Source organism: Aeromonas sp. SE22 (genome assembly GCF_038739755.1).
Lineage (GTDB): Bacteria > Pseudomonadota > Gammaproteobacteria > Enterobacterales > Aeromonadaceae > Aeromonas > Aeromonas jandaei.
Window position 1 is genome coordinate 111,593 of sequence record NZ_JBCGFD010000001.1, and the last position, 24,334, is coordinate 135,926.

21 protein-coding genes and 1 tRNA gene are annotated in these 24,334 nt (G+C 60.3%); 8 read left to right on the top strand and 14 right to left on the bottom strand.

The window, feature by feature from the left end; translation table 11 throughout:
- Positions 1 to 59: 59 nt before the first annotated feature.
- The 11 genes from AAHA39_RS00490 to hinT all read right to left on the bottom strand — a co-directional run bounded on the left by AAHA39_RS00490 (position 60) and on the right by hinT (position 11,168).
- Positions 60 to 1,133, bottom strand: coding sequence for a 3-deoxy-7-phosphoheptulonate synthase (locus AAHA39_RS00490; protein ID WP_320655862.1), 1,074 nt, complete (start codon positions 1,131 to 1,133; stop codon positions 60 to 62).
- Between the two features lie 356 nt (positions 1,134 to 1,489).
- Complete coding sequence (glgC, locus tag AAHA39_RS00495; RefSeq protein ID WP_320655861.1) at positions 1,490 to 2,767, bottom strand: glucose-1-phosphate adenylyltransferase; 1,278 nt, start codon at positions 2,765 to 2,767, stop codon at positions 1,490 to 1,492.
- 288 nt (positions 2,768 to 3,055) lie between these two features.
- Positions 3,056 to 3,973: a protein translocase subunit SecF gene (gene secF, locus AAHA39_RS00500; RefSeq protein ID WP_320655860.1), complete on the bottom strand. Its 918-nt coding sequence runs from the start codon at positions 3,971 to 3,973 to the stop codon at positions 3,056 to 3,058.
- Positions 3,974 to 4,128: 155 nt separating this feature from the next.
- Complete coding sequence (secD, locus tag AAHA39_RS00505; protein WP_203131236.1) at positions 4,129 to 5,931, bottom strand: protein translocase subunit SecD; 1,803 nt, start codon at positions 5,929 to 5,931, stop codon at positions 4,129 to 4,131.
- A 159-nt stretch (positions 5,932 to 6,090) separates the two neighbouring features.
- Positions 6,091 to 6,510 (bottom strand): hypothetical protein, encoded by a 420-nt coding sequence (locus AAHA39_RS00510; RefSeq protein ID WP_071911590.1) that lies wholly within the window; start codon positions 6,508 to 6,510, stop codon positions 6,091 to 6,093.
- Between the two features lie 97 nt (positions 6,511 to 6,607).
- On the bottom strand, positions 6,608 to 7,465 hold the full coding sequence (locus tag AAHA39_RS00515) for a DUF6279 family lipoprotein (protein ID WP_042033397.1): 858 nt from the start codon (positions 7,463 to 7,465) through the stop codon (positions 6,608 to 6,610).
- 3 nt (positions 7,466 to 7,468) lie between these two features.
- Positions 7,469 to 8,290 (bottom strand): phosphotransferase, encoded by an 822-nt coding sequence (locus AAHA39_RS00520; RefSeq protein ID WP_320655906.1) that lies wholly within the window; start codon positions 8,288 to 8,290, stop codon positions 7,469 to 7,471.
- 13 nt (positions 8,291 to 8,303) lie between these two features.
- A complete protein-coding gene (lpoB, locus tag AAHA39_RS00525; RefSeq protein ID WP_033113381.1) occupies positions 8,304 to 8,900 on the bottom strand; it encodes a penicillin-binding protein activator LpoB in 597 nt (198 codons plus the stop codon).
- Positions 8,900 to 9,298, bottom strand: coding sequence for a YcfL family protein (locus AAHA39_RS00530; protein ID WP_104015175.1), 399 nt, complete (start codon positions 9,296 to 9,298; stop codon positions 8,900 to 8,902). Before AAHA39_RS00530 ends, lpoB begins: the two co-directional genes overlap by 1 nt.
- An 83-nt stretch (positions 9,299 to 9,381) precedes the next feature.
- Positions 9,382 to 10,818, bottom strand: coding sequence for a COG3014 family protein (locus tag AAHA39_RS00535; protein ID WP_320655859.1), 1,437 nt, complete (start codon positions 10,816 to 10,818; stop codon positions 9,382 to 9,384).
- Positions 10,818 to 11,168, bottom strand: a complete 351-nt coding sequence (hinT, locus tag AAHA39_RS00540) for a purine nucleoside phosphoramidase (protein WP_041209906.1) — start codon at positions 11,166 to 11,168, stop codon at positions 10,818 to 10,820. Before hinT ends, AAHA39_RS00535 begins: the two co-directional genes overlap by 1 nt.
- Before the next feature lie 240 nt (positions 11,169 to 11,408).
- Between hinT and AAHA39_RS00545 the strand changes: the two genes are divergently transcribed.
- Positions 11,409 to 13,421 carry a methyl-accepting chemotaxis protein gene (locus AAHA39_RS00545; RefSeq protein ID WP_104015173.1) on the top strand — a complete coding sequence of 671 codons (2,013 nt, stop codon included), beginning with the start codon at positions 11,409 to 11,411 and terminating at the stop codon, positions 13,419 to 13,421.
- Positions 13,422 to 13,490: 69 nt separating this feature from the next.
- On the opposite strand, the gene AAHA39_RS00550 is transcribed toward AAHA39_RS00545, so the two are convergent.
- Positions 13,491 to 14,366, bottom strand: a complete 876-nt coding sequence (locus tag AAHA39_RS00550) for a 6-carboxytetrahydropterin synthase (protein WP_320655858.1) — start codon at positions 14,364 to 14,366, stop codon at positions 13,491 to 13,493.
- 80 nt (positions 14,367 to 14,446) lie between these two features.
- Between AAHA39_RS00550 and AAHA39_RS00555 the strand changes: the two genes are divergently transcribed.
- From AAHA39_RS00555 to AAHA39_RS00570, 4 genes are all read left to right on the top strand, one after another.
- Positions 14,447 to 15,790 carry a dihydroorotase gene (locus AAHA39_RS00555; RefSeq protein WP_201915778.1) on the top strand — a complete coding sequence of 448 codons (1,344 nt, stop codon included), beginning with the start codon at positions 14,447 to 14,449 and terminating at the stop codon, positions 15,788 to 15,790.
- Positions 15,791 to 15,903: 113 nt separating this feature from the next.
- A tRNA-Pro gene (locus tag AAHA39_RS00560) sits at positions 15,904 to 15,980 on the top strand.
- Positions 15,981 to 16,112: 132 nt separating this feature from the next.
- Entirely contained in the window at positions 16,113 to 16,580 is a 468-nt protein-coding gene (locus AAHA39_RS00565; RefSeq protein WP_232097889.1) for a CC0125/CC1285 family lipoprotein, read from the top strand.
- Between the two features lie 204 nt (positions 16,581 to 16,784).
- Positions 16,785 to 18,044, top strand: coding sequence for a dicarboxylate/amino acid:cation symporter (locus AAHA39_RS00570; protein WP_033113388.1), 1,260 nt, complete (start codon positions 16,785 to 16,787; stop codon positions 18,042 to 18,044).
- An 88-nt stretch (positions 18,045 to 18,132) separates the two neighbouring features.
- Here AAHA39_RS00570 and AAHA39_RS00575 read toward each other — a convergent pair whose 3' ends face one another.
- Complete coding sequence (locus AAHA39_RS00575) at positions 18,133 to 18,735, bottom strand: DUF924 family protein (RefSeq protein ID WP_320655857.1); 603 nt, start codon at positions 18,733 to 18,735, stop codon at positions 18,133 to 18,135.
- 251 nt (positions 18,736 to 18,986) lie between these two features.
- Here AAHA39_RS00575 and AAHA39_RS00580 point away from each other — a divergent pair, with 251 nt between their 5' ends.
- Complete coding sequence (locus tag AAHA39_RS00580; RefSeq protein ID WP_201967566.1) at positions 18,987 to 19,901, top strand: DUF808 domain-containing protein; 915 nt, start codon at positions 18,987 to 18,989, stop codon at positions 19,899 to 19,901.
- Between the two features lie 84 nt (positions 19,902 to 19,985).
- Positions 19,986 to 21,788 (top strand): M3 family oligoendopeptidase, encoded by a 1,803-nt coding sequence (locus tag AAHA39_RS00585; protein WP_320655856.1) that lies wholly within the window; start codon positions 19,986 to 19,988, stop codon positions 21,786 to 21,788.
- A gap of 56 nt (positions 21,789 to 21,844) precedes the next feature.
- Here AAHA39_RS00585 and AAHA39_RS00590 read toward each other — a convergent pair whose 3' ends face one another.
- Complete coding sequence (locus AAHA39_RS00590) at positions 21,845 to 23,251, bottom strand: nucleobase:cation symporter-2 family protein (RefSeq protein WP_320655855.1); 1,407 nt, start codon at positions 23,249 to 23,251, stop codon at positions 21,845 to 21,847.
- A 479-nt stretch (positions 23,252 to 23,730) separates the two neighbouring features.
- Here AAHA39_RS00590 and ycfP point away from each other — a divergent pair, with 479 nt between their 5' ends.
- Positions 23,731 to 24,270, top strand: coding sequence for an alpha/beta hydrolase YcfP (gene ycfP / locus AAHA39_RS00595; RefSeq protein ID WP_033113393.1), 540 nt, complete (start codon positions 23,731 to 23,733; stop codon positions 24,268 to 24,270).
- The last annotated feature ends 64 nt before the right edge of the window (positions 24,271 to 24,334 follow it).

The following is a 24,334-nucleotide window of genomic DNA, read 5'->3' on the forward strand; positions in this document are numbered from 1 at the left end:
GTGGGTGCCGCCAGCAGCGGCACCTTGTGATTCAATATGTTGCATCAAGATATCACGGCTTAACCGCCAGTTCTGCTCTTGAGTGGCGCCGCCAGCTGGCTGTGGCAACGGGCCAGCAGCGCCTCTGTGGTCTCCCAGTCGATGCAGGCATCGGTGATGGAGACACCGTAGCGCATCTCGCACTTGGGTTGCTCGCTTGACTGGTTGCCCTCAAACAGGTTGGATTCGAGCATCACCCCGATGATGGAGCGGTTCCCCTCCAGGATCTGGTGGATGACGTTGTCAGCCACCTTGGGCTGCAGACGGTGATCCTTGCTGGAGTTGCCGTGGCTGCAATCCACTACCAGTCCCGGTTGCAGGCCCGCTTTTTCCAGCGCCTCTTCCGCCAGCGATACATTGACCGAGTCGTAGTTGGGGTGTTTGCCACCGCGCAGGATCACATGGCCATCCGGGTTGCCCTGGGTCTGCAACAGCGCGACCTGGCCCTGCTGGTTAATGCCCATAAAGGCGTGGGGAGAGGAGGCCGATTGCAGGGCGTTGATGGCGGTGCCCAGATTGCCGTCGGTGCCGTTCTTGAAGCCGACCGGCATGGAGAGGCCGGATGCCATCTCCCTGTGGGTCTGGGATTCGGTGGTGCGGGCGCCGATGGCCGACCAGGAGAAGAGCTCTGCTAGGTATTGCGGGCTGATGGGGTCGAGCGCTTCGGTCGCCAGCGGCAGCTCCATCTCGGCCAGCGAGCAGAGCAGCTCGCGGGCACGATGCAGGCCGAGTTCTACATCGAAGGTGCCGTCCAGATTGGGGTCGTTGATAAAGCCCTTCCAGCCCACCGTGGTGCGGGGTTTCTCGAAGTAGACCCGCATCACAATGTAGAGAGAGTCCTGATAGGCATCATGCAAAGCCTTGAGTCTGGTTGCGTACTCTTTGGCGGCCTCCATGTCGTGAATGGAGCAGGGGCCGCAGATCACCAGCAGGCGGTGGTCACGGCGGTGGATGATGTCGGCGATGGTATTGCGGGCCCCTTGCACGAATGCCAGCGCCTTGGTGGAGATAGGCAATTTCTCCTTGAGCTGGGCAGGCGTGATCATCACTTGTTCGGACTGGATATGGATGTTGTTCAGGGGATCTCTTTGCATGATGTCGTTCTCTCTGGACTGAATTCTAAAAGCAATCGTACACTTATATTTACACCGGTACGTGCTTTGTTACGCAACCGCCCTCACCTTACCAAGTAAAAACAAACAATCAAGTGAAACAAGCGGGTTTACTGCCATTTATGCAGATAAAAACGCGTTAACATAGTCGTTATGGTAATAAAATAGCGAGGGATTGCGTGAGAGGGAGTGATTTTTGTAATTAAATGTTTACGATTGCGCAGGGGGGAGGGCAAAAGAAGCATAAAGGGAGAGCTGGCTCGACACCGCAGAGAAACAAGAAAGGGGCCGTGATGGCCCCTTCGAATAGGGGCCCGAGCCCCGTTCAAGACGTGATATTACGCCTTGAGTTTATCCAGCATCTCTTTGGTGACCAGCACAATGCCCTGTTCGGAGCGATAGAAGCGACGGGCATCCTCATCGGCGTTTTCACCGATCACCATCCCTTCCGGCAGCTTGCACCCCTTGTCGATCACCACCCGGCGCAGGCGGCAGCCCGGCCCGATCTCGACCCCGGGGAAGACCACGGCCTGATCCAAGGTGCAGAAAGAGTGAACCCGCACATTGGTAAAGAGCACCGAGCTCAGGATAAAGGAGCCGCTGACAATGGTGCCGCCAGAGAACATCGAGTTGATGGTCATGCCGTGCTGGCCGTTTCTGTCCTGCACGAACTTGGCTGGCGGCGTCATGGTCTGGCTGGTCCAGATGGGCCAGTCCTGATCATAGATATCGAGCTCCGGAGTGACGGAGGCGAGATCCATGTTGGCCTCCCAGAAGGAGTCCACAGTGCCCACATCGCGCCAGTAGGGGCGCTTCTCGGCATTGCAGCCGACGCAGGACATGCCAAACGGGTGGGCATAGGCGGTGCCTTCTTTCACCACGCGGGGGATCACGTCCATCCCGAAATCGTGGTGGGATTCGTCGTTGGTGATGTCTTCATCCAGCAGCTGATAGAGATAGTCGGCATCGAAGATGTAGACCCCCATAGAGGCGAGAGAGGTATCTTCCTTGCCCGGCATGGCTGGCGGGTTGGCCGGCTTTTCCACAAAGGCATTGATCTTGCGATCGCCATCGATCGCCATCACCCCGAAGGCACTCGCTTCACTGCGCGGCACTTCGATACAGGCAACGGTCACCTTGGCGCCCATGTTGACGTGGTCGAGCAGCATGGCGGCGTAGTCCATCTTGTAGATGTGGTCGCCTGCCAGTACGACGATATATTTGGGACCATGGTCGCGGATGATGTCCAGGTTCTGATAGACCGCATCAGCGGTGCCCCGATACCAGTTGACCTCGTCCACGCGCTGCTGCGCGGGCAGCAGGTCGATGAACTCGTTCATCTGATAGCGCAAGAAAGACCAACCTGATTGAAGGTGGCGCAGCAAGCTGTGGGATTTGTACTGGGTCACCACACCTACGCGGCGAATGCCGGAGTTGATGCAGTTGGAGAGCACAAAATCGATGATGCGGAATTTTCCGCCAAAGTGGACTGCAGGCTTCGCTCTGTTATCAGTTAACTGTTTGAGGCGACTACCCCGCCCTCCGGCGAGAACCAAAGCCATGGTCTCGTTCAGCAACTGTCTTGCTTTTGCTGTATTGGCAGGTTGTAACAACATCTTGTATCCCTTTGTAGATAAATCACTACAATCTTGCCGCTTTTGAGACCTAAAGAAAGTGCTTTCAGTCACACTTTTGCGGGGTATGCCGTAATAAAATGACTTTTTTGTTATTAAGGTGTGGTTGTTTTTTCATCTTTTGCTGTCAATCTGCTCACTCGTAAATTTTCTTCGCAAAAAGAAGCTAACAGCGTTAACAGCGTGGGCAGGAAAGAGGCCCCTGCTTGTGTGCAGGGGCCGGAAGGTGGGAGGTAAAACAGACCGTAAAAAGAACCGCAAAAAGAGCGGTTATGCTGCCTCTGCCAGCGGCTCCTCACCCTTCTTCTGATAGGCCTGCGGGCTCAGACCCAGCAGCTCCTGCACGGTGGAGGCCACGGTGATGGAGGAGATGGTCCCCACCAGAATGCCGGTGAACAGAGTGAAGGAGAAACCGTAGAGGGTATCGCCGCCAAACAGCAGCAGTGCCCCGACGGTAAACAGGGTGGTACCCGAGGTGATCATGGTACGACTGAAGGTGGCCTTGATGGCAACATCAGAACATTCGTGGATCCCCATCTGGGTGCGCGAGCTCAGTAGATCCCGCAAGCGGTCCGAAATCACGATGCTGTCGTTGAGGGAGTAGCCGATCACCGCCATCAGACCGGCGATGACGTTGAGATCGAACTCGATGTTGAACAGCGCCAGCAACCCCAGCGCCACGATGGCATCGTGGATCACCGAGATAAGGATGCCGATGGCCTGACGCCACTCGAAGCGAAACGCCAGATAGGCCGAGATGGCGAGGGAGGCGACCAGCACCGCCAGCATCCCCTGCTGGAACAGCTCGGCGCCCACCTGCGGGCCGACGATGGTGGTGCGCAGCAGCTCGACTGGCATGCCCAGTTGCTGGGTCAGCATGGTGGCAAGCTCGGTGGCCTGCCAGGGCAGTTCGTGCGGTGGCAGCTTGATCAGCCACTCACCGGGGACACCGGCAGAGCTGAGCTCCACCGCGCCCGCCAGCGGGGAGGTGAGCATGGCGTTGAGCTCATGGGCCTCCTTGAGGGTCTGGATATGAAACTCCAGCAGGGTGCCACCGGTAAAGTCGAGGCCGAGGGCAAGGCCGTTGACCAGCAGCATGGCGATGCTCGCTACTGTCAGTACGACAGAGGCCCACAGGCCGATATAACGCCAGCGGGTCAGCCCCATGGCAACAATCATTCTCAACATAGTTCTCTCCTTGGCCTGCCAGCGCCTGGCTGGCGGCCGCATCCCGACGTGCCTTGGCACTGCGGGGGAAATGTCTCTGATCCGGCGCGTTGGGCTGGCCATCTCCATGGCCGGCGGCGTTGCCGGATCCGCTCATCAGGGGGCACTTCGCCCCGTTACACCTTCAGCGTGCGCTCGCTGCTGCGGCCCCACAGGGGGTTGATGATGGCGCGTGTGCCCCAGATCCCGGTCACCATGCTGGAAATAAGCCCCAGAATGAGAGTGATGGAGAAGCCTTGCAGCGGCCCGGAACCGATGGAGTAGAGCACCACGGCGCAGATGAGCGTGGTGATGTTGGCATCGAAGATGGTGCGAAATGCCGAGCGATAGCCAAAGTCGATGGCGTTGGCCAGCGAGCCGCCGTCACGCAGGCGATCCTTGATCCGCTCGAAGATGAGCACGTGGGTATCCACCGCCATCCCCACCGTCAACACCAGACCGGCAATCCCCGGCAGGGTCAACACGGCCCCCGGCAGCACCGCCAGCATGCCGACCTGCATCAGCAGGTTGGCGACCAGCGCGGTGATGGCGACCCAGCCGAACTTGCGATACCAGGCCATCATGAACAGCATCATGCCCGCCATGCCGAACCCGAGGGCGGTGAAGCCCGCTTCGATATTCTGCATCCCGAGGGTCGGGCCAATACTGCGCTCTTCCAGGATCTTGAGCGGTGCGGTGAGGGCACCGGCGCGCAGCAACATGGCCAGCTCCTGCGCTTCCGGCAGGCTGCCAATCCCGGTGATGCGGAACTGGTTGCCAAGGGCGGTCTGGATGGTGGCGACGTTGATCACCTCGCTCTGGGCGCGCAGCTTGCCCTGGGCATTGGTCTTGTACTCGGTGAAGACGGTTGCCATCGGTTTGCCCACATGCTGGCGGCTGAACTGGTTCATTTTGTTGCCGCCCAGGGTGTCGAGCACGATGTTGACCTGCGGCTGACCCATCTCGCCCATGTTGGCCCGGGCATCGACGATGTGCTCGCCGGTCAGCACTGGCCGGCGCGCCATGCCGACGGCCTGACCGTTGCGATCGGCGATGTAGAAGTGGCTGTCAGCCTTGGCCTCGTAGAAGGCCAGTGACGCGGTCGCCCCGATCACCTCTTTCGCCTGCTTGGGGTTGTGCACGCCCGGCAGCTCGATGCGGATGCCATCCTGACCCTGGCGCTGTACCGAAGCTTCGACGATGCCGAGTTCGTTGATCCGCTTCTTGAGGATGGAGAGGTTCTGGGTCACGGCGTTGTTGATGAGCTGGGTGCGTTCGGCCTCGCTCAGCACCAACTTGAGCTGGTTACCGCTGCGGGTCATTTTCCACTGATCCTGACGGGTGCCGGCGCTCTCCTTGATGATGGTGAGCCAGCCACTCTGATCGTCAGCTTCCGGCAGGGTGACATTGACGCTGCCCAGATCTGCCCTGGCCACGCCGGCACCGCGCAGATTGGCTTCACGGAAGCGGGTGCGCAGGGTGTCGACCAGATTCTTGGTCTGGGCATCGAGGACGAAATCGACATCGACCCCGATCAGCAGCTGGGAGCCGCCGCGCAGATCGAGGCCGAGCTTGATGGGGTCGGCGCCAAGGCGACTGATCCAGGTCGGGGCGTTGGAGTGGAACTCCAGCGTCAGCGCTGCGCTGTCGAGGCCCTGCTGCTCCAGCAGTTGTTTGGCTCTTTGCTGTTCGCTCTGGGTGGCAAAGACCAGCTCGACCCGCTCCGGTTGTTCGATGATCTTGGCCGGGGTCAGGTGGTTGTCGGTCAGCAGCATCTGCTGTTTGGTGGTCAGGCTCTGCTGACCGTGCAGACCAAGAGAGGGCTGCTCGCCAAAAAAGGTCGGCAGCGAATAGAAGGTAAAGGTCAGCAGCATGAGCAGCAGTAGGGCGTACTGCCACTTGCTCATGCGGTTAAGAAGGGTATGACTGGTTTTTCTCATGGCAAATTGGCCTCTGTCAGGAGAATTGTGCGCAGGCCGATAGCATCAAGGCTCGGCAAGGCGCAGAAAAAAATGGATGCATCAAGTGCGGATCAGGCCGAAGCGGGATCCGTCAGAAGGAGGAGATGAGCAAACAGTAGATGTGCCAACCCCTCGGGGTCAGGCGCTCAGATAGCTCTGGGTGAAGCGGTACTGCAGATACTGGCGCTGCAGCCGGTGGCGGTGAATCGTGGCGAAGGGATCGCGAAAGCGCTGCTTGTGGTAGAGCTGGGCGGCGAGCAACAGCCAGCCAAGCAGCACCAGCAGAATTGCCTGGGCAGACCAGCTCTGGATCAGTTCGTAGACCACATTTTTGGGCTGGTTGTCACTGCGCAGGGACTGCTCGAAACGCAGCAGGTGATTCTGGTTGGTCGCAACAAACTTGATGACGCCATCGTCGCTCTCGCTCGCTTGCGAGAGGCTCTGGGTCTGTTGCTGATCGGGTAGCAGCGGGCCTTCCATCACATTGATGGAACAAAGCAGAGTGAGCGAGACAACGAGTGCCACCAGCCCCAGTTTGACTTTGTCGATAAGGCGCAAAAGGGTATTCCCGATAAATGGAAAGGGGAAACTACCACAGGCGGCAGCGGCGGGACAACCCTTGCCGCCCAATTAGGATTATTCTGAAGCCCCTTGGTCAGCTACCGGTCATCTGCTGGAAATCGCGGGCATAGCCCTTGAGCAGGGAGTAGAGATGGGCCCGCTGGGCCAGATCCAGCGACTGGCTCATGGCGCAGAGCCAGTTGACGGTGCGCTGGCGCGACTGCTCGGTATAACCGGTGAAGCGGCCATCCATCATGCCGTCCCCCTGTGCCAGCAGCTCGGTCAGCTCGCGGGTGAAGTCGGGGCTCTGGCGCTGCTGCATCAGCCTGTCCAGCTCTTTGGTCCAGGAGGTCTGGAACTCGAGCCAGGGGGGCATCAGCTCGTACTGCCACTCGGCCCATTGGGCAACCAGTGGCGCTTGCGCCGGTTTCACTTCACCAATCCAGTACTCGAGGCGCTGGTTCATCTTGTCGCGAAACTCCGCCAGCATCTTCTCTTTGGGTTCGCTGGCGAACTCCTGCTGCCGCTCCTGCTGGCGCTTGAGCCGATCGGCCATGAAGCGGGTCACCTGCTCATCGCTGAGAGTGCTCGCCAGCCTGACGGTGCGGGGTATGGCGTTCTCCAGGGTGCGGGTCAGGCTCTGCTGCACCGCATCGAGATTGGTGGAGATCTGCTCCGGTGTCATGGGGCTGGCCACTGCTTTGGCGAGGGTATCGAGATCCCGGGCATAGCGAGGGAGCTCGTGTTGGCGGTGCCATGCCATCAGCCCTTTGACCTCGCGGCTCAGCAGATCCTTCTGGGGGGAGGTGAGGACGAAATAGTCATCCAGTTGCCAGATGATGGCGGTATCAATCCAGTAGTAGATAACCCGGGTCGAGCAGCCGGTCAGCAGCAGGCCGAGCAGTAGCAGACCCCAGGTTTTAGGCTTGTGCCAGCGCACCTTGTTGATCATCTGTCACTCCAGTCGTTGCCGGTTGAGGGCTATCAGTGTGTCGTAGTCGGGCGAAGCGTCTTGTTCCGCCATCAGCAGGGCCCAGAGCAGGCCGATATAGTCGACCCAGGGGATGAATGCCTCGCTCTGAAGAGCGGGCCACTCATGGCGCGGGAGTGTGCGCAGATAGTGCTCCTCCAGCGCCAGGCGCTGCTCTTCTGGCCAGTCGTGGGTGCGCTGGATGCTGGCCACCTCAAAGCCGGGATGGCCTGCCGCACCATACTCCCAGTCGATAACCCAGGGCGCGTGACCCAACAAGTTAGCCGGATTGAGATCATGGTGGCAAGGTCGCCAGCAATCATCGGGTTCGCGGTTGGCAAGCAGGCTGCGCTCCAGTGCTGGCAACCAGGTCGGTACCTGAGCCAGCCGGGCGCGATAACCGGCAGCGTGGGCCCGTACCGCCATCACCACAGAGGGAAGGGGGAGGCGATGCAGCTTGCGTAGCACCTCTGCCAGCAAACGGGGCTGTTCGGTGACGGGGGGCGCAGCTTCAAGCCAGTTTGGCTCATCGCACCACTCCAGCAACATCAGGCCGCTGGCGGGATCCTGGTAATGGCAGGGCAGGGCCAGACCCGACCTCATGGCTCCCTGATAGAGCTGCCACTCGGTGGTCCGGTCGATGCCAAGGCGCACCGGGTCCGGGTGGCCCTGACGCAAAAAGTAACTGCGCCCCGAAGGGAGGCGCAGTCGATAGTTGCTGTTGGTGAGGCCCGCGCCGAGCGGCTCGAGAGTCCCGTCCCGCCATGGGACGGGCAGCGTGGCGAGCAGAGCGTCGGGGGCGAGCATTACCGGGTCAGCCTTACCAGCCAAAGGTGGACTTCTTCGCCTGCTTGCGGATCTCTTTCTGGTCAGCCCAGAGCAGCTCGCCGCTTTGCAGGTCCATCAGGTTCATGGTCATCTGGTAGTAGACATCCTTCACCTTGCCATTGTCCTTGACGATGCTGGCGAGGTTGCCATAGACCATGTAGCGGGCACCGGTCTGCTTGCCCAGTCGCACCATGGAGGCGGGATCAACCATGCCGCTGCTCTGCTGATATTCGAGCTGCTGCTTGACGGCGGCAACCTTGCTCATGTCGACGAAGCGGAACTTGCCGGCCCGCAGCAGCTTGGTGCGGATGGTATCGGTGATAGCTTCTGTATCGATGTGCTCGGAGGTCTTGTTGCGGATGGAGTCCATGAACATCACCGGACGGCCGCCGGCGGTGATCTCGCTGGTTGCGGGGGAGGCCAGCATGGAATCCGCCATCTTGTCGGCAATAGCCTGCAGATCGCTTGAGCCGTAATCGACGGTGACCGTTTCGGTTTCGGTCGGATCACCGTAGCTGACCGTGGTGCTGGAGCAGCCGCCCAGCAGCAGGGCGCCGGTCAGGATCAGCAGGGCATGATTCATTTTCATCAGTAGGATTCCTCAATCACTTCACGTACATAAATCCGGTAACCGCGGGCGGTCGGGCTCGGCGCCAGGGCAGACAGGGTGCGGGTCTGATAGCCATGCAGCTTGAGCGGTGTCCAGCCACGACCGTCGCTGGCGACCTCCTGACCGGCCTCATCATACCAATAGAACATATATTGCAGCTTGTTGTCGCCACGCTGGGTGCTGGCGGCGGCCACATTGACCTGCAGCAGTCCGTTCTGTTCACGGCGGCTCAGCTCGGTCAGGGTGACGTTGACGTTTTGATGCTGCTCCGGCACCGCTGCGGCGCCCGGTGCTCCATAGAGCGCCACGCCGGAGGTGTTGGTGGCGCAGCCGGTCAGCAGCAGCGCGAGCCCGAGGGCCAACCCGTATGCTTTCATCTTGCTCTCCTTGATTGGAGTGAGTGGGGCAGCACTGGGGGCTGCCCGGTTAATCGTCTTGCTCATCTCTCTTTGCCGCTTGCTCAGAGCGGCATCACCCGGGTGGTCAGGCCGGCGTCGAGGCGCTGAACCCACACCAGGGTGGTGCGGCCGCTATGAATGGTCAGCGGCAACTGGCGCTGGGCGGCACCCGCCCCCAGAGTGAGGTTCACCTCACCCGCCGGCACCATCCCCTGCCAGCTTGATGCCTGCGCCGGCAGTGTCAGCCAGCTGCGGGTATCGGCTCGCTCCGAGAGGGTGTTGAAGATCCCCACCAGAATATTGCCCACATCGCCCCCCTCTTTGGCGGCGGTGCGGCGCATCTGCTCCTTGGCCACCAGCCGCAGCGCCTGGCGGGTCAGCATTCCGGGCAGGCGCTCCTGCAGATCCTTGGCGGCCAGCGCTTCCAGCCTGACCAGCTCGCTGGTCTGCTCAACCCGTTTGCCGAGCGTGACCGTGAGCGGCCCCGTGTCGCTGGCCCGATTATCGTAATAGGGGATGGCCACGGTAAAGGTGCGAAAATCGCCTTGGGAGGTGGAGATGGGCAGCGGCAGGAAGAGTTCGCGCCGCGCCGGGATCAGGCCATCTTCAAACAGCACCACCAGTTGGCCCTGATTTTTAGTGAGTGGTGGCGCTTTGCGACCCACCTTTTTCTCGGTCGCGCGGATCTCGTCCGGCGCGCCACGCAGCATCGCCAGACGCAGCAAGGCATCCTGCAGGCTGCGGTTGTCCGGCGCTATCTGGTAGCCGCGCTGGTAATCGATCCAGGCGTCGTTGAGATCCCCCGCAGCCTCATAGAGCACGGCGGAGAAGTAGAAGGTATAGGCGTTCTGGAAACCGTTCTTGACCTTGCCGATCAGCCGGTCGAGCTCGGGTGCGCCGCGCGACATCAGCTGGCGCATCTCCCCCTCGGTCTCGGCCTCTTCGCTCTCATCCTTTGCCTTGCGCACCTCGTCAGCTCGCCGTTTCAGGGCCTGCTCTTGCACCTGATTGGCCCGGCGCACCTCCACCAGGGCGCCATCGGCATCACCCCGTTGCAGGTAGTTGAGGGCCAGGTAGTGGTGCAGCATGGTGCGTTCGTAATCGGGGGTGAGGTAGGCCATCGACTGGTCGTTGGTGAGCAGGCTGCCCACCTGATCCAGACCGTGGCTCAGCCGGTATTCGGCCTGATTGTCTTCCCACTGAAGGCGGCTGTCGGCGGCAGAAAACGCCTGCTTGCTGCCCGCATCCTGACCGGCGAGCCAGGCGATGCGCCCCTCTTCAAGGCGATCGAGGACAAAGGTGTCATCGCCGAGGTTGGAGTCGCGCACCTCGGGCAGCGCCTCGGCGGCATGGCCCAGCAGCAGCTGGTTGCGCAGCGGCACCATCTGATCGGAGTAGGAGACGAACATGTCTTGCCAGCGGGAGGCGCAGCCCCCCAGCAACAGCAGGGCGCCGCAGAGCAACAGGGCGCTGCGGCAGGTGGCGATGTGGCGAGTCATTACAGGCTGAGCAGCGGTCCCAGCGGCTGGCCACCGACCAGATGCATGTGGATGTGGTAGACCTCCTGGCCGCCGTGGCGGTTGCAGTTCATGATGAGGCGGTAGCCATCCTCGGCAATGCCCGCGTCGGCGGCGAGTTTGCGGGCCACGGTGAACATCCGGCCAAGGGCCAGCTCGTGCTCCGGCTCCACATCGTTGACGGTGGGGATCAGCACATTGGGAATGATCAGCACGTGGGTCTTGGCTTTGGGCTGGATGTCCCGGAAAGCGGTCACCAGATCGTCCTGATAAAGGATGTCGGCGGGGATCTCTTTACGGATGATTTTGCTGAAAATGGTTTCTTGCGCCATGGCTAACTCCCTTATGAGAAAAAGAAAATCGAATTTGGATCCCAAGCGGCTCCACGCTGCACGGCAAGTGTGACACAAGCCGAGATTTGACACAGCTGATGTCCCATTCCCTTCAGTTATTGTTAAAAATACCGATAGCCGGAGAGACGTCATCTGTAGCGCCTGTTCAGGGTGGTCTGCAGGGTATCAAAAGGACGGGGTACTCAGGCAAGGGACTTTTGCATATACAGCGGGATAATAATGAAACAATCAATGTCGGATCTCTCCATCTTGCAGCGGGTCTATCTCGGCTTCGCTATTCTGGTGGCCGTGATGGTGGCCAGCTCACTGCTCACATTTCGTAGTCAGGAGACCCTCGGCGGGGCGCTGGAACAGGTTACCCAGCAGTCGATGCCGTTGGTGATCGCCAGCAGTCAGACCCAGATCTCTCTGCTCAGCGCCAACAAGTGGCTCGGGGATGTGCTGACCGAGCAGGACCCCAAACAGCTGCCAGCCGAAGTGGCCGAGCTGAAACAGGCCAAGGCGCAGGTCGACAAGACCTTGGCTGCCTTGCGGCAGCAGGTGGCCGAACACCCCGAGCTGCAGGGCGAGATGACCGCCCTTGGCGAGCAGGTGGCGCGGTATCTGGAACTGACCGATACCCTGCCCGGCGAGCACGAGGCGCTGCTCACCCGGCTGCACAAGGTCAATCTGGCCAAGGGGCAGTTTCAGGTCAGCCTGCCCCAGTTCAAGAAGAATCTGGGTGACATGATGATCACCATCGACGACAGCTTCATCAAGATGCTCTCCGAGACCCTGACCACCAAGCTCTCCGCCATCGAACTCTCCACCATGGATGCGCTCAACCAAACTATCCCGGCTCCCATCGAAGGGGCGCTCAAGCGCAACAAGATGCAGATCGAGGGGTTCAACAGCACCATCAAGGATCTGCAGGGTGAGCTCAAGAATTTCGAGAACGACATGGGCCATTATGTTCACGGCTTCGTGCGCGACACCACCGCCAGTGAAGGGGTGCTGGCCCAGTATCTGGCACTGATGAAGCAGCAGGAGCTGATGCGGGAGAAGAGCAAGCAGGCCAGCGCGCTTATCGTCGAGATCCAGAACCGGCTGGAGCGGATGACCGCGAGCAGCCAGCAGCTGATGAACGGCAGTATCCAGCATGCCAAAGAGGTGCAGCGCCAGAGCACTCTGACTCAGGGGGCGAGCATAGTGGTCGCCATTCTGATCGCCATGCTGGTGGCCTACACCCTGGGTAAGGCGATCCGCCGTCCGCTGCGTGAGCTGCTGCGAGTCCTCTCCGAGGTGACTCGCGGCGACATGACCCAGCGCATCGGCTTTCAGAGCAAGAACGAATTTGGCCAGCTGGGCAGCCAGCTCAACCTGCTGATCGAGCAGATGGGGGAGGTGCTGGTCCAGCTCTCCAACGCATCAGCCCAGCTTAACGATGCCGCCCATGGCAACCGCCATACCACCGAATCGGTGCGGGCCGATCTGGAGAAGCAGCGGCAGGAGACCGCCTCGGTCGCCGCCGCCATGACCCAGATGGAAGCTTCGGTACGCGAGGTGGCGCAGGCTGCCAACCAGACTCTGGAGCGTGTGATGGATGTGGAGAAGGCCTCCGAGATGGGACGCAAGGTGATGGCGGGCAATATCACCACCACCCATCAGCTGGCGGGCAAGTTGCAACAGACCGGCAAGGTGATTGGCGATGTAAGCAGCATGAGCAGCCAGATCGGCAACATTCTCGATGTCATTCGCGGTATCGCCGAGCAGACCAACCTGTTGGCCCTTAACGCGGCCATCGAGGCGGCGCGTGCTGGCGAGCAGGGGCGCGGTTTTGCGGTGGTCGCCGACGAGGTACGCAGTCTGGCGGGGCGCACCGCGCAATCAACCAGCGAGATCCAGACCATGATCGAGAACCTGCAGCAGGGGGTTGCCAGAGCGGTGACCGTGATGCAGGAGTGCTCGCGCGAGATGGACAGCTGCATGGATCAGAGTTCCCACGCCAACAACGCCATGGAGGAGGTGCAGGGGATCGTGGTGCTCATCAGCGACATGTCGAGCCAGATTGCCTCCGCCGCCGAGCAGCAGCAGGCGACCAGCGCCGACATCGCTACCAACCTCAACCGTATCTCCGATATCTCGGATCTCAACTATCAGGGGATCGAGCGGGTGGCCCAGACCAGCCAGCAGCTCGACTCCCTCGCCGAGCAGCAGGAGAGTCTGGTCAAGCGCTTCCGCCTGAGCGCCTGATGGCAACAGGCTGAAACAACAAGGCCCCGCAGCTGCGGGGCCTTGTTGTTTGCGGCAGTGACAAGAGGATCAGGCGTAGGCGATGGCGCCCTTGCCGACCCCTTCATAGGCGACAATCTTGACGAACTTGTCGCCCACCATCTTCTTCACTTCGCGGGCGATGTAGCAAGCCAGCAGCTCGACCGTGGTGTCGGTGTCGATCATCTCCACCTCGGTGGTGGGGATGGCCAGCTGGAACAGCCCCTGTGGCGCCACATATTTGAAGCCGGTGTGGTGTTCACCCAGCTGCACGTTGGCACGGGCACTGAGGGCCAGCTCTTCGAGGGGCACTTTATCCTCATCGGTGCCGAGATAGATATCGGCCCAGCGTTCGGCCCACTGCTGTTCGAGCTCGCCATCTCGCTCGCCATCGATGTGGATCTCGATGGGGGAGCGGTGGCCGTGGGCGATGCGCTGGCAGTTGCCATCGTGCTTTTTCAGGCCGTGGCTGTAGTGATAGAAGGGGCCGTCGATGGCTTCCTGACGCAGGGTCAGCGACAGATCCTTGATGTTGCTCGGAAGCCGCTTGGCCAGTACCGCCAGCAGGTAGCGGGTGACTGACTCTTTATCGACCTGCGGGGCAGGGATAAAGGCAAAACCCTGGGTCGGGCAGCGCAGGTGGATGGAGCGGCCGGGGCGCAGCAGATCGACGCAGCTCTCGCCATCTTCCAGCGTCTCGACATGCACCAGAGGGCATTCGGTCGGGACCAGCAGCTTGTGATCCACCTCGTCATCGATGATCGACTTGATCAGCTTCTTTACCCGGCCGAAGTCCAGCAACATGCTCATCTCGTTGAGCTCGCCGCTCATTTCGATATCTACCAGCCAGCTCTCACCTACCATGCCGCGGCGTTCGCAGAGGTAGCTGGAGTCGATCACGGTCAAATCTCTTACAAATAACTTCATCAGTCAGGCCTTGCTACAGAGAAAGGGCAGTTTTGCGCTATTATGACCCGCGATTATCGGCAAAGGAACTGGAACCCCCCATGAACAAACTGCTTATCAAGAATGCCACCCTGGTCAACGAAGGCCGTATCTATGCCTCCGACGTGTTGATCGAGGGGGAACGGATTGCCCGCATCGCACCCGATATCGACGCGCACGATGCGGTGGTGATCGATGCCGCTGGTCGCCACCTCATCCCCGGAATGATCGATGATCAGGTCCACTTCCGGGAACCGGGGCTGACCCACAAGGGGACCATCGCCAGTGAATCCCGGGCCGCCGTCGCCGGTGGTACCACCAGTTTCATGGAAATGCCCAACGTCAATCCCCAGACCACCACCCTCGACGCCCTCGAAGCCAAATACCAGATCGCCGCCAACTCCTCCGTCGCCAACTACAGCTTCTATCTGGGTGCCACCAACGACAACCTGGAAGAGATCAAGCGTCTCGATCCCAAGCAGTCCTGCGGGGTCAAGGTGTTCATGGGCTCCTCGACCGGCAACATGCTGGTGGATAATCAGGAGACCCTGGCGGCCATCTTCCGCGAGAGTCCGGTGATGATCGTTACTCACTGCGAAGACACCCCGACCATCGCCAAAGCCGAAGAGGCGGCGCGGGCCAAGTGGGGCGAAAATGTGCCGATGGGCGAGCATGGCCGCATCCGCAGTGACGAGGCGTGCTACAAATCCTCCAGCATGGCGGTGGCGCTGGCGAAAAAATACGGCGCCAAGCTGCACGTGCTGCATCTGACATCCGCCAAGGAGCTGTCGCTCTTTACCGCCAGTCACGACCTGAGTGAACTGAAAGACAAGAACATCACTGCCGAGGTGTGTGTTCACCATCTCTTCTTCAACGAAGCCGATTACGACACCCTCGGCAGCCAGATCAAGTGCAACCCTGCGGTGAAGAGTGCCGCCGATCAGCATGCACTGCTCGATGCGGTGCGCAATGACGTGCTCGACATCATCGCCACCGACCATGCCCCCCACACCTGGGAGGAGAAGCAGAACAGCTACTTCAAGGCGCCGTCCGGTGTGCCGCTGGTGCAGCACTCCCTGCAGGCACTGCTGGAGCTCTACCATAACGGCGTGTTCACTCTGGAGACCATCGTCAAGAAGACCTCCCATGCGGTGGCCGAGCGTTTCCAGGTGCAGGATCGCGGCTACATTCGCGAGGGCTACTTTGCCGATCTGGTGCTGCTGGATCTGGGCAAGCCCTACGTGGTCAACGATGACAACATCCTCTACCACTGTGGCTGGTCGCCCTTCAACGGCTACCGTTTCCACAGTACGGTGGAGATGACGCTGGTGAACGGCCAGATCGCCTGGCAAAACGGGCAGGTCACTGACCAGATCCTAGGCAAGCGGCTGACCTTTAATCGCTGATTGTTCGCAAAGCAGGCGAACGCACCATTGTCGGGGAATTGGCGGCGTTTCTTTGTTGACAGGGCGGGGCCATCTCCATAAACTCAGCCCCCGTCAGCTCAGACTGACTTCGTCGGCGTGTAGCGCAGCCAGGTAGCGCACTGTCATGGGGTGTCAGGGGTCGGAGGTTCAAATCCTCTCACGCCGACCATCATTCCCCGGAAAAGGCCTTGTCAAACGACAAGGCCTTTTTTCTTTTCTGCTCTTTGCCGTTGCTGCGATTGTCTATCCCCCTTGCGCTGTGCTGTAGTAGCGACACTGTTCTGCCCTGACGGGGGTTATCGTGTCTCTCTCTGCATCCATCTGGCGATCTCTGGTTTTGCTCTCGTTGCTGCTCGGTGGCTGTGCCACGCCATATCAGCAGGAGAAGTCGTTCTGGAACGGCCGCACCGGCTTTTCCGAGACCCGCCTTGCGCCCGACAAGTGGCAGCTGGAGTTTGTCGGCAACGATCTGGTGGACAGGGAGACGGCCCGCAAATATGTGCTCAAGCGGGCAGGGGAGCTGGCGCAGCGGGAGGGTTACCCCATGCTGCAGGTGGAGGAGCTGACCATTGCGCGCGATGCGATAAGGGTGACCCCGGAGCGCCCCATGTTCGGCTTTGACGAGGATGAGCCGGACACCTTCATGGCACAGATGCAGGTACAACACACCATCTCGGCCCTGCTTACCTTCCGGTTGCTAAAGCGTGCAATTAATGAGCAGTCGCTTTCCACCAAATATCTTGCTGATATTAAAATAAACGGTGATTAATATCGGTTTATTGCAAGATCCATATCACATACATCTAACAGCAGCATAAAATTCTGGAGTAAGCCTCTAGATTTACCCCCTGCTTTTAGGCATTCTCCCAGCATACCAGCCGCCAGGAATCAACGGCTCGGATCACAAAAACGGACTGTAGTGGCTCCCATGCCACTGTCAACGGCTTGCACCAATCAAAACCGGGACTCCCCCATGAAAATGAATAAACTGACGGTCGCCATCCTCATTTCGATGTTGCTTGGCATCCTTACCGGCCAGGGCTATCGCCTGTTTGCTGCCGATCAGGCGGCAGACTTTGCAAACAACATCACGATCCTGACCGATATCTTCCTGCGACTGATCAAGATGATCATCGCGCCATTGGTCTTCACCACCCTGGTGGTCGGCATCGCCAAGATGGGCGATACCCGCACTGTGGGTCGTATCGGTGCCAAAACCCTCGGCTGGTTCATGCTGGCCTCCTTGCTCTCCCTGAGCCTGGGTCTGGTGATGGTCACCCTGATGCAGCCGGGTGTGGGTCTCTCTCTCTCCCTGCCCAATGATGCCGCTACCTCTGGCATCTCTGCCGGCGCGATTACCCTGAAAGATTTCGTGACCCACGCCATTCCGAAAAGCGTGGTCGAGGCGATGGCCACCAACGAGATCCTGCAGATCGTGGTCTTCTCCCTGTTCTTTGGTCTGGCCGCTGCGGCGCTGGGCGATCTGGCCAAACCGGTGGTGGTGCTGATGGCCAGTGCTGCCGAGATCATGCTGAAAGTGACCGGCTATGTGATGAACTTTGCACCGTTCGCCGTGTTTGGCGCCATTGCCGCCATGGTGGCCAAAGAGGGGCTGGGTATTCTGGTTACCTACGGCAGCTTCATGGCCCAGTTCTACATCGCCCTTGGCTGCCTCTGGCTGCTGCTGATCGCCATGGGGGGCGCCTTCCTGCGTGGCCGCATCATCAAGCTGCTGGCGATGATCCGCGAACCCATCCTGCTCGCCTTCTCTACTGCCAGCTCTGAAGCGGCCTATCCGAAGACCCTGGATCGTCTGGAGAAGTTCGGTTGTGACAAACGCATCGCCAGTTTCGTGCTGCCGATGGGTTACTCCTTCAACCTCGACGGCTCCATGATGTACTGCACCTTCGCGGTGATGTTCATCGCGCAGGCTTATGGCATCGAGCTCTCCACCGCCCAGCAGATCACCATGCTGCTGCTGCTGATGGTCACCTCCAAGGGGATGGCCGGGGTGCCGCGCGCTTCTCTGGTGGTGATTGCTGCAACCCTGAACCAGTTCCATATCCCGGAAGCGGGCATCCTGCTGCTGCTGGGTATCGACCACTTCCTCGATATGGGTCGCTCTGCCACCAACGTGCTGGGCAACGCCATCGCAGCCAGCGTGGTCGCCAAGACCGAAGACAGTCTGGGCGAGACCGAAGAGCTGGGCGAGAGTGCTCCCGCCAAGGCATAACCATGGCTTGAGCTGACCAGAGGGTTGGCCGGTGCAAAGAGAAATCCCCGTCATGACCATGGCGGGGATTTTTTTATGGCTGGCCGGTTTAGAAGCCCGAACCGGGTTGCAGCAAAAACGCAGCCTCTTCCGGCGTCGAGGTGCGACCAAGGGTGACGTTGCGGTGGGGGAAGCGACCAAAGCGTTCGATGATCATCTGATGGCGGCGGGCAAAGTCGGCAAAGCCTGCGAAGGTCTCGTTCGCTGCGGAATGCGCCTGCTCGGCCGCCAGCTCTTCAAACAGGGCCACGCTTCTGGCTTGCTGCTCGCGGGACTCCGCGTGTTCCAGCGGCAGATAGAAGAAGACCCGCTCCAGCGGCGAGAGTTGCCGATCCATGCCAAGGGATAGGCCTTTGAGGCACTGCTCGCGGGCGAGCGGATCCCGGGCAAAGGCGGTGGGTGTGCCGCGATGGATATTGCGTGGCAACTGGTCGAGCAGCAGGATCAGCGCCAGCCTGCCGTGGGGCTGATCGGTCCAGTCGGCCAGATCCCCGTTGGCGGCCGCCTCTGCCTGCGCGCCAAAGCGCCGGGCCAGCAGGGCATCGGTCTCGCTACTTTTGCCCCACCAGAGCGGGGCTTGTCGTTTGGCACGCAGGGCATCGTCGGTTGGGTCGCCAAACCAGAAATCGAGCAGAGGTTGCCAGGGTTGCATGGGGACTCCTTGCTGGTGTGTTGAGGAGGGCCAATAACAAATGGCTCCGGGGTGCTGCCGAAACGGTAGCTTCTCGTTACACTGTGCCATCTTTTGCCCGAAAGAAGTAACCCCAGATGGCGAGCGACGGTTGCCTGGCGCGGCTGATGATGGCCTGCCATCGCCATGAGGTGGCCCTGCTGACTCAGGTGGTCATCAGACCGCACACCTCTCTCCCGGGGTTGTTCTCACTGATATAAGGAATCTCTGATATGGCCGGAACCAGTTTGTTGGCCCTGCTCGACGATATTGCCAGCGTGCTTGATGATGTGGCACTGATGACCAAGATGGCGGCGAAGAAGACCGCCGGGGTGCTGGGGGACGATCTTGCCCTCAATGCGGAGCAGGTCTCCGGAGTGCGTGCCGAGCGGGAGCTGCCGGTGGTGTGGGCGGTGGCCAAGGGCTCATTTCGCAACAAGTTGATTCTGGTGCCCGCCGCCATCGCCATCAGTGCCCTGGTGCCCTGGCTCATCACCCCGCTCTTGATGCTGGGGGGCGCCTACCTCTGCTTTGAAGGTGCCGAGAAGCTGGCGCACAAGTTTTTGCCTCATCAGGAGGAGGGAGAGCATCATGCTGGCCCCATTCCTGACGATCTGGTGGCCTTCGAGCAGCAGAAGGTGAAGGGGGCGATCCGCACCGACTTTATCCTCTCCGCCGAGATCATCGTCATCGCTCTTGGCACAGTACAGGGGGCGAGCATCGCCCTGCAGCTCTCGGTGGTGGCGGGTATCGCACTGCTGATGACCATCGGGGTTTATGGTTTGGTGGGGCTTATCGTCAAGCTCGATGATATCGGCCTGCACCTCCTGAAAAAGCCGGATGGCGGGGCACTGCGCCGTTCGGTCGGGCAGGGACTGCTGAGTACGGCGCCCAAGCTGATGCATCTGCTGGCGCTGGTGGGGACGATCGCCATGTTTATGGTGGGCGGCGGCATTCTGGTGCATGGTTGGCCTTTTGCCCATCACCTCATTGAAGGCGCCGCAGCTGTTGTCGCCACTCTGCCCACTGTGGGGGCCGTACTGGCAGTAGTGACGCCGACTCTGCTCAACGCGGTGGCCGGTGTGGTGGCTGGCCTGCTGCTGGTGCTGGCGATGACGCTGATAAGCAAACTCAAGCCAGCCAAATAAGCGTCTGCATTATCTTTCGGGGCCGCCAGCGAGAAGCGCTGGCGGCCATCTCTCCCTGTTTGACATCTTCAAAACGAGCCTTCAATGCAAGCAACCCGATACCTTCAGCAGTGGCACAACAATCATATCTATCCTGCTCTCGACAGTCCCGAGCTTGAGTCCGACATGGCCGAGGCCCGTGCTGCCCTTGCACCACTGGCGGCACTGGTCGCCAATCTGGCCGACCTTGCGGGGGAGGCGCGGCAAGATTGCCTGCGGGAGGTGCGCCTGCGTGCCCGCCGCATTCGTCATATCGGCTGGAACGTGGCGATTCTGGCGGCCTGCCGGGGCAGTCAGGATGCTCGCGATACCCAGGCCAAGCAGCTGGCATCCCGTGCTCGCGCCCTCAATGCCGACCTGTTCAAGACGCTGGCGCCGGTGGAAGACCTGATGTTGGCGCTACCGGAGGCCGAATTTGGTCTGTTGATGGCGGATCCCCTGCTTGGTGAGGAGGAGTATCGCCTGCGTCACGAACGCAGATTGCAGGATCAGCGTCTGCCGGTGGCGGCAGAGCAGCTGGTGATCGGTCTTGGTACCGATGGTCTGCACGCCTGGGGCAACCTCTACAACGATCTGGTGGGCAAGATCCGGCTGGTGATCGATGGCCGCGAGATGGGATTGGCGGAGGCGAGCAATCTGCTCTCCAGCCCACTGCGCTCCCTGCGCCGGGAAGCATTTGATGCTATCAGCGCTGGCTGGGAGGGAGAGCAGGAGACGGTGGCCGCCATCCTCAACGCCATCAACGGCTGGCGGCTGGAGCTCTCGCGTCAGCGCGGCAGTGAGCGGCAGCTCGATGCGCTCGATCTCTCCTGTCATCAGAGCCATATCGAGCGCGCCACCCTGGATACGCTGATGAGCGAGACCTGGCAGGCCCGAACCCTTGGTCAGCGGGCGCTGGAGCTGATGGCCGCACGCCTTGGCATCGACGATCCGGGGGCCGAGGATCTCTTTGCGCCGCCTCCGGCTGCCAGCAGCCGCGAGATCCCGTTCGAGGAGGCGATCGAGCTGATTGCCGATGCCTTTAGCCGTTTCGATCCCGAGATGGGGGCGTTTGCCCGGATGATGGCCGAGAAGGGGTGGATCGATGCGGCCCCTACGCCAAATCGCCGCACCGGTGCCTACTGCACCAAATTTGCCGAACCGGTCGAGCCGCGGGTCTTCGTCACCTATGCCGGCACCATGGACAACGTCATTACGCTGGCCCATGAGCTGGGCCACGCCTGGCACAACTGGGTGATCCGCGATCTGCCGATGAGTCAGCGCAGCTATCCCATGACGTTGGCCGAAACGGCCTCCATCTTTGCCGAGACTCTGGTGCGCAGCGCCCTGTTCGAGCAGGCAGAAAGTCCCGAAGAGCAGTTGGCGATCGCCTGGGCCGAGGCCGATGGCGCAGCAACCTTCCTGGTCAATATCCCGGCCCGTTTCGACTTCGAGCGGGCGCTGGTGGCCGAGCGGGAGCATGGCTATGTTGCGCCGGCCCGCCTCAAGGCGCTGACCGATGAGGCGTGGGGACGCTGGTATGAGAAGAGCCTCTGCCGCTATCACCCCATGTTCTGGGCGGCCAAGGCGCACTTCTCCATCGCCGGGCTGGGTTTTTACAACTATCCCTATCTGTTCGGTTATCTCTTCAGCCTCGGCGTGTATGAGCAACTGATGAGTCGCAAGGCGGCGGGAGACGACAATGTGGCGCAGGCGTACCGCGACCTGCTGCGCGATACCGGCCGCATGAGCGCCGAGGCGCTGGTGGCAAAACATCTGGGGCAGGATATTCGCCAGTCGGCCTTCTGGCAGGGGAGTCTGGCTCAGGTGGCGCAGGCGGTAGAGCGCTTCGCACAGCTGCCAGCCTGATTGGGTAAGCGGTGATGTGAGTGACAGGCCCCGGACCGATGTCCGGGGCCTGTTGGTTATGCCTGCTCCTGCTTCGGTTTGACCGGGCCGACCAGCAATGGCTTGGTCTGGTGGGTCAGATCCGGTTGGTAGCCGTTGAAGAAGAGGTTGAGCACTACCGAGCTGATGGTGGCCAGCAGAATGCCGCTATGAAACAGCGGCTGCAGTGCCGCCGGGAAATGCTGGAAGAAAGAGCCGGAGACGGTCGGGATCATGCCGATCCCGAGGCTGATGGCGACGATATAGAGATTGTGGCGGTTGGTGTTGTAGTCGGCCCGCGCCAGAATGCGGATCCCGGTGGCCAGCACCATGCCGAACATCACTATGCCTGCGCCCCCCAGCACGAAGGGAGGGATGGAGGCGACCATCACCGACATCTTGGGGACAAGGCCAAAGGCGAGCAGGATCCCCCCTGACATGACGCAGACCCAGCGACTCGATACCCCGGTCACGCTCACCAACCCGATATTCTGGGAGAAGGAGGTGTGGGGGAAGCTGTTGAATACACCGCCTATGATGGTGCCAATGGCATCCACCCGCAGCCCGCGCACTATGTCGCCGCGGCTGGCCGGGTGACCAACGATGTCACCGAGCGCCAGAAACATCCCCATCGACTCGATAAAGGTAATGAGCATGATCACCGTCAGGGTGGCGATGGAGATGGGATCGAAGGTGGGCCAACCAAACGCGAACGGTACTATGGGGGCAAACCAGGCCGCCTCACCAAGACCGTCGAGACTCACCTCCCCCATGGCGATGGCGACTATGAAGCCGAAGATGATCCCGAGCAGCACCGAGATATTGCTGAAAAAACCTTTGGTGAAGCGGGTCACAGCCAGAATGAAGGCGAGCACCACAAAGCTGGTGCCGATATAGCGCAGGCTGCCATATTCGGGGTTGCCCTTGCCCCCCGCCATCCAGTCGATCCCCACCTGCATGATGCTGATGCCGATGGACGTGATGACCACCCCGGTTACCACGGTGGGGAAGAGCGGCATCAACCGACCTATCAGGGGCACCAGCAGGGTCGAGATGATACCCGCGGCTATGGTGGCGCCGAAGATGCCAGTGAGCCCCAGATCCGGATTGGCACCGATGGCCAGCATGGGCATCACGGCGGCAAAGGTGACCGACATGATGACCGGTAGCCGGATCCCGGCGAAACGCCCGATACCGACACACTGCAGCAGGGTGACGATGCCGCAGCAGAAGAGATCCGAACTGATGAGGTAGGAGATCTGCTCCTTGGGCAGTCCCAGACTGCCGCCTATCACCAGTGGGACGGCGACGGCGCCGGCATACATCACCAGCACATGCTGCAGGCCGAGAGTAAATAGCTGGCCAGCGGGGAGCATGCGCTCCACTTCGTCATCGGGACGTATTCGCTTTCCCGGTCGGGAGGCGGGGGGATTGGTCTCGTTCATCAACAGATCTCTCCTTGGCGAGCCCCGGCAACGGGCAGGGGCAAGATAGCGAAAGCCGTAGCTTTCCCGGTCACAGATGTTATCGAGTGCGTGGATCGCCAAGCTCATCCGGATTAGCAGGAGGGAGGGATCCGGTGCAGGCCATGGTCAGTGCACAAAACATGCTCAATCGTGACTGGTGGTGAAAACGTTTGGCTTTTTTGAGGGATCAATCACATCCGGATCGGGATCAGGCACAAGAAGAGGGATAAAGGGGGCCGCCGGACGTCTCAGATTGGTAATGGCGGTATCATTTTTGGCCACCGCCTCTCACTTTGATAGGGCTGGCCTGCGCATTGTGCCGGGCAAGGGCTCCCGCGCAGCATCTTGTTGCAGGGGCTGGCGTGATCCAAAGCAAGAAAGTTGGATGTTTTGGTGGCGCGTGAGGCTGCCGCTGGGGTAGTTTCGATAAAACCGACACAGATCCTGAGGTCTTATCCATGATCATCTACCTGCATGGCTTCGATGCCACCAGCCCCGGCAATCACGAGAAAGTGCTGCAGTTGCAGTTTATTGATGATGATGTGCGTTTCGTGCACTACAGCACGGTTCACCCCCGTCATGATATGAGCCACCTGCTCAAGGAAGTGAAGAAGCAGCTCGACATGAGCACAGATCCCAAGCCCCTCATCTGCGGTGTCGGACTCGGCGGCTACTGGAGCGAGCGCATCGGCTTTTTGTGCGGCATTCGTCAGGTGATCTTCAACCCCAATCTGCACCCCGAAGAGAACATGCAGGGCAAGATCGACCGGCCGGAGGAGTACGAGGATATTGGCACCAAGTGTGTAACTGAATTTCGTAAGAAAAATTCAGGAAACTGCCTGTGCATCCTTTCCGTTCAGGATGAAGTGCGCGATAATCGGGACACTGAACGTGAATTGAAGAACTATTACGACATCGTGTGGGATGATCGCGAGACCCATAAGTTCAAAAACATCTCGCACCATCTGCAGCGGATGAAGGCCTTCAAAGAAGCCTGATCCATCACGTCGACCGATTTCGTTTTAGGGAGCCAATGGCTCCCTTTCGTTTTGAGGAACCGAG